Source organism: Streptomyces sp. NPDC059398 (genome assembly GCF_042751845.1).
GTDB lineage: Bacteria > Actinomycetota > Actinomycetes > Streptomycetales > Streptomycetaceae > Streptomyces.
On the sequence record NZ_JBHYWP010000164.1, the window covers coordinates 3,659 to 9,468 of the forward strand.

4 protein-coding genes are annotated in these 5,810 nt (G+C 71.9%); all 4 read left to right on the forward strand.

The genetic code is table 11. From position 1 onward, the window contains the following. The coding region (locus tag ACFXBC_RS34070) for an FtsX-like permease family protein (RefSeq protein WP_385033644.1) at window positions 1-2,153 on the forward strand (2,153 nt) is incomplete at its 5' end. Window positions 2,154-2,263: 110 nt separating this feature from the next. Then, entirely contained in the window at window positions 2,264-2,788 is a 525-nt protein-coding gene (locus tag ACFXBC_RS34075; RefSeq protein WP_385033646.1) for a PadR family transcriptional regulator, read from the forward strand. Then, on the forward strand, window positions 2,785-3,471 hold the full coding sequence (locus ACFXBC_RS34080; protein WP_385033649.1) for an ABC transporter ATP-binding protein: 687 nt from the start codon (window positions 2,785-2,787) through the stop codon (window positions 3,469-3,471). Before ACFXBC_RS34075 ends, ACFXBC_RS34080 begins: the two co-directional genes overlap by 4 nt. Then, window positions 3,468-5,771 (forward strand): ABC transporter permease, encoded by a 2,304-nt coding sequence (locus ACFXBC_RS34085; RefSeq protein ID WP_385033652.1) that lies wholly within the window; start codon window positions 3,468-3,470, stop codon window positions 5,769-5,771. The genes ACFXBC_RS34080 and ACFXBC_RS34085 overlap by 4 nt, the downstream gene beginning before the upstream one ends. Window positions 5,772-5,810: the final 39 nt, after the last annotated feature.

Sequence of the window (5,810 nt, forward strand, 5' to 3'; positions counted from 1 at the left end):
GGCACGCCCGCACCCTCTCCGAACCGACGAAACCGGTCCCGCGCGGCGACACGACGCTGCTGTTCGGGCACGCCGAGAGCGAATACCACGGCGAGACCCTGGACGGTTATCTGCTCCGTGCGGACGGCCCCCACCCGATCGTCCCGCCCGGCATCGGCGCGATCCCCGCCGCCGGCACGATGGTGGTCTCCCCCGCGCTCCGGGACCTGCTCGGCTCAGCCGGCGGCAAGCTGCTGCGCGAGCGCCTCCCGTACCGGATCACCGGCACCATCGGGCAGTCCGGGCTGAGCGATCCGGGCGAGCTGTACTACTACGCGGGCAGCTCCACACTCACCGTCCGCACCGGCGCCCACCGGATCGCGCACTTCGGCGGCGGACCGCTGAGCCCGCCGCTCTCCGCCCCGCTCGTCGTGCTCACCATCCTGGGCTGCGTCGTCCTGCTCACCCCGGTGGCCATCTTCATCGCGACCGCGGTCCGCTTCGGCGGTGACCGCCGCGACCGCAGGCTCGCCGCGCTGCGGCTGGTCGGCGCGGACGTGCGGATGACCCGGCGGATCGCGGCGGGCGAGGCGTTCGCCGGAGCGGCGCTCGGGGTGCTGCTCGGCTGGGTGGTCTTCCTGGTGGGCCGCCTGTTCACCGGCGGTGTCCGGCTCTGGAAGATGTCGGCCTTCCCGTCCGACCTGGTCCCGCTGCCCGCGCTTGCGGTGCTGATCTCGCTGCTCGTGCCGGTGTCGGCGGTCCTGGTCACCCTCTTCGCGATGCGCTCGGTCACCGTCGAGCCGCTCGGTGTGGCCCGGCAGGCCGCCACCCGCCGCCGCCGGTTCTGGTGGCGTCCGGTGATGCCGGTCGCCGGAATCGGGCTGCTGCTGAACGTCGATACGCCGTCCGCCGGGGACGCCCTCGGCAATCCGTACCCCGTCGCGATCGGCGCCGTCCTGGTGCTGGCCGGGCTGACCACGCTGCTGCCCTGGGTCGTCGAGGCCGTGGTCGACCGGCTGCACGGCGGTCCCGTCCCGTTCCAGCTGGCCACCCGGCGGCTCCAGCTGAGCAGCGGATCGGCGGCCCGCGCGGTCAGCGGCATCACGGTCGCGGTCGCCGGCGCGGTCGCCCTCCAGATGTACTTCGTCGGGCTGCACGACGACTTCACCAGGACCACGGACCAGGATCCGAAGCGCGCCCAGATGCATATCGACGCGGACTACCCCAGCGCCGCACGGGCCCGGCAGATGATCCACGCCTTCCAGGAGACCAAGGGGGTCGACGCGGTCATCGGCACCATCGAGTCCTACGCGGACAAGCCCGGCGGCGACCCGGACGCGATGGGCCCCTGGCCCACCACCACGGTCACCATGGGCGACTGCCCGACCCTGCGCGAGCTGGCCGACCTTCCGTCCTGCCAGGACGGCGACACCTTCGTCGCCCACGTCAAGGGGCAGAAGGAGATGAACGACTGGGTGGACAAGACCGTGCGCCCCGGCGGCGAACTCAACGTCGGCCAGGACGACAAGCCCGTCCTGTGGACGCTGCCGAAGGACTCGCCGACGGTCATGGCCCGCCCGGACCCGATGGGCGAGAAGCGCGACGGCATCCTCGTCACCCCGTCCGCGCTCAGCGCGGCCCGGCTCCCGCAGGCCCAGACCCGCGCCCTGGTCAAGGTCGACCACACGGTGCCGGACGCCGCGGAGCACGTACGGAACACCGCAGCGCGTATCGACCCGGTCATGCGGGTGTGGGACCTCACCGTGGTCGACCGTGACAGGAGTTACGCGAGCATCGAGAACGGGCTGCTCGCCGGGGCGGTCGCGACCATGGCGCTGATCGCGGCGTCCATGCTCGTCTCGCAGCTGGAGCAGTTGCGCGAGCGCAGGAAACTGCTCTCGGTCCTGGTGGCCTTCGGTACCCGCCGCCCCACCCTGGGCTGGTCGGTGCTCTGGCAGACCGCGGTCCCCGTGGTGACCGGTCTGGCGCTCGCCGCCGCCGGCGGTCTCGGGCTCGGCGCCGCACTGCTGCGGCTGGTCGGCAAGCCCGTGACGGACTGGTGGGCTTTCGTCCCGCTGGCCGGCGCCGGGGGCGGCCTCATCCTCTTCGTCACGCTCCTGAGCCTGCCTCCGCTGTGGCGCCTGATGCGCCCCGACGGCCTCCGTACCGAGTAGATCCGCACCGTGAATCCCGCACCGCGTAAATCCGCACCGCGTAAATCCGCACCGCGTGAATCCGCACCGAACATCGACACATCAAGACCGGACAAGAAAGGCCATCCCGTATGTCCATCGGTCACACTCTGCTCGGCATCCTGGAGTCGGGGCCGCGCCACGGTTACGACCTCAAGCGCGCCTTCGACGAGAAGTTCGGCCATGACCGGCCGCTGCACTACGGGCAGGTCTACTCGACCATGTCCCGGCTCCTGAAGAACGGCCTGGTCGAGGTCGACGCGATGGAGGCTGGGGGCGGCCCCGAGCGCAAGCGGTACGCGATCACCGACGCCGGAATCAGCGATGTCGAGCAGTGGCTCGCCACCCCCGAGAAGCCCGAGCCGTACCTCCAGTCGACGCTCTACACCAAGGTCGTCCTGGCGCTGCTCACCGGCCGCCCGGCCGCCGATCTGCTGGACACCCAGCGCGCGGAGCATCTGCGGCTGATGCGCATCCTCACCGACCGCAAGCGCCGGGGGGACCTCGCCGACCAGCTGATCTGCGACCACGCCCTGTTCCACCTCGAAGCGGATCTGCGCTGGCTCGAACTGACCGCGGCCCGCCTCGACCAGCTCGCCAAGGAGGTCGGCCCATGACACCCGCCGGTTCCCTGCTGTACGCGGAAGGACTGCACAAGGCGTACGGGCCGACCGCCGCGCTGGACGGCGCCGCGTTCTCCGTCCACGCCGGTGAAGTGGTCGCGATCATGGGGCCGTCGGGCTCCGGCAAGTCGACCCTGCTGCACTGCCTCGCCGGTATCGTCCGCCCCGACTCGGGCTCCGTCATGTACCAGGGGCGGGAGCTGTCCACGATGTCGGAGGCCGAGCGGAGCGCCCTGCGCCGCGGGGAGTTCGGCTTCGTCTTCCAGTTCGGCCAGCTCGTCCCCGAGCTGACCTGTACGGAGAACGTCGCGCTTCCGCTGCGGCTGAACGGCACGAAGCGCAAGGAGGCCGAGCGCACGGCGCAGGAGTGGATGGACCGTCTGGAGGTCGCCGACATCGGGCACAAACGCCCCGGCGAGGTCTCCGGCGGCCAGGGCCAGCGCGTCGCCGTGGCACGGTCGCTGGTGACCGGGCCGCGCGTGGTCTTCGCCGACGAGCCGACCGGCGCGCTCGACTCCCTCAACGGCGAGCGGGTGATGGAGCTGCTGACCCAGGCGGCCCGCTCCACCAACGCCGCCGTCGTCCTCGTCACCCACGAGCCGCGCGTCGCCGCCTACTCGGACCGTGAGGTCGTCGTACGCGACGGCAGGTCCCGCGATCTGGAGCACCTGTCATGAGCTGGACCCGAGACCTCACGATGGGCATGAAGTTCGCCGTCGGCGGAGGCCGCGAGGGCTGGACCCGGACCCTACTGACCGCGGTCGGGGTGGGCCTCGGAGTGGCGCTGCTGCTGTTCACCACGGCGATCCCGAGCGCGCTCGCCGCCCGGGACGCGCGGGAGAACAACCGCAACGACTTCGGCGCGACCATGATCGACAAGGCGGGCGACAACACCATGCTGCTCGCGGTCGCGGACACCGCGTACCGGGGTGCCGACGTCCGCGGCCGTGTGGTGCGCGGCGAGGGCCCCCACGCGCCGCTGCCGCCCGGCACGCACGCGCTGCCCGGCGACGGCGAGATGCTGGTGTCACCCGCGCTGCGCAGGCTGCTGGCGTCGGACCGGGGGGCACTGCTGCGTGAGCGCCTCCCGTACCGGATCACCGGCACGCTCGGCGACGCCGGTCTGACCGGCCCCAACGAACTGGCCTACTACGCGGGCGACAGCCACCTCGCCCTGGACGACGTCGGCACGGTGCGGCGCATCACCTCCTTCGCGAAGCTGCCGCCCCGCGAGGACATGGACCCGGTCCTGCGCCTGCTCGTCGTGATCATCTTCGTGGTGCTGCTGATGCCGGTGGGCGTCTTCATCGCGGCTGCCGTACGTTTCGGCAGCGACAGCAGGGACCGCAGGCTCGCGGCCCTGCGTCTGGTCGGTACGGACTCCCGGATGACCCGCCGTATCGCGGCCGGCGAGGCGCTGGCGGGCTCCCTGCTCGGGGTGGTCTTCGGCGCGGGGTTCTTCCTGATAGGCCGGGCGTTCGTCGGCGACATCGACGTGGCGGGGATCAATCTCTTCCCCGCGGACCTGGATCCGAGCGCGGGGCTGGCCGTACTGGTCGTACTCGCGGTGCCCGCCGCGGCCGTCGCGGTCACCCTGCTCGCCCTGCGCGGGGTGGTCATCGAGCCGCTCGGTGTGGTCCGCGTCTCGGTCCCGCGCCGCCGCCGGATCTGGTGGCGGGCGCTCCTGCCGGTCGCCGGACTCGCCCTGCTGGTGCCGATGCTGGGCAAGTCCCGCACATCGGGCGACTTCAACAGCACGCTGGTGATCAGCGGCAGCGTGCTGCTGCTGGTCGGTGTGACCGCGCTGCTGCCCTGGCTGATCGAGGCCGTGGTGAACCGTCTGGGCGGCAGCAGCACCGCCTGGCAACTGGCCGTCCGCAGGCTCCAGATGACGAGCGGCACCGCGGCCAGGCTCGTCAACGGCATCGCCGTCGCTGTGGCCGGTGCCATCGCGCTCCAGATGCTGTTCGCGGGGGTCGACGGCGACTACAGCAAGGAGACCGGGGCCGACACCTCACGTGCCCAGATGGTCGTCCAGAGCGACCTCACCAAGACCCGGATGGCCGACGCGCTGCGCTCCACGCGGGGCGTACGGAACGTGCTCTCGGTCGGCAGGGCCACCGCAGGGGGATCGCGGAACGCCGAGGAGACCAGCGACATGTACACCGGCGACTGCACGGCGCTCCGGGCCCTGGCCGCCCTCCCGTCCTGCAAGGACGGTGACGCGTTCATCGCCGACGCCGGATCGGACGACAACCTCACGAAGATCGCCAAGCCCGGCAAGCGGCTGTTCCTCAAACCGGCCTTCCCCGACGGCCACGACCAGACCCTCACCTGGACCGTCCCGGCCAGGACCCGCACGGTGGACGTCAGGACCGACCCGGCCGGCAGCTCCATCTTCGGAGGCGTGCTGCTCACACCGGGGGCCCTGCCCGCGCTGCGGCACCTTTCGCTGGTCAACACGGACTACATCACGCTCGACCCGTCGGAGCCGGACGCGGTCGATCTGGCCCGCAACGCCGCGGCGAAGGTGGACCCGCTCACCGGGATCGACGCCCTGCACGAGGTACGCGAGGACAACCGCTTCGCGAGTGTCCGCAAGGGGCTGTACATCGGCGCCGCCGCGGTGCTCCTGCTGATCGGCGCGAGCCTGCTGGTCTCGGTACTGGAGCAGCTGCGCGACCGCCGGAAGCTGCTGGCCGCCCTGACGGCCTTCGGCACCCGGCGCTCCACGATGAGCTGGTCGGTGCTCTGGCAGACGGCCGTCCCGGTGGCCCTGGGGCTGCTGCTCGCCACGGTGGTGGGCCTCGGCCTCGGCTCCATCCTGCTCGCCATGGTCGGCCACTCGCTCACGGTCGACCTGGCGGCGGTCGGGGCGATGGCCGGTATCGGGGGCGGCGTCGTCGTCCTGGTGACGCTGCTCAGCCTGCCTTCACTGTGGCGGCTGATGCGGCCGGAGGGGCTGCGGACGGAGTAGCCGGTACCGGCGGGGGCGGGGGCCGCGCCGGACGCACCC

What these genes read in the sequence shown, in the direction of transcription:
- ACFXBC_RS34085 (WP_385033652.1), top strand. Translation starts at nt 3,468, where the DNA reads ATGAGCTGGACCCGAGACCTCACGATGGGCATGAAGTTCGCCGTCGGC.
- ACFXBC_RS34080 (WP_385033649.1), top strand. Translation starts at nt 2,785, where the DNA reads ATGACACCCGCCGGTTCCCTGCTGTACGCGGAAGGACTGCACAAGGCG.
- ACFXBC_RS34075 (WP_385033646.1), top strand. Translation starts at nt 2,264, where the DNA reads ATGTCCATCGGTCACACTCTGCTCGGCATCCTGGAGTCGGGGCCGCGC.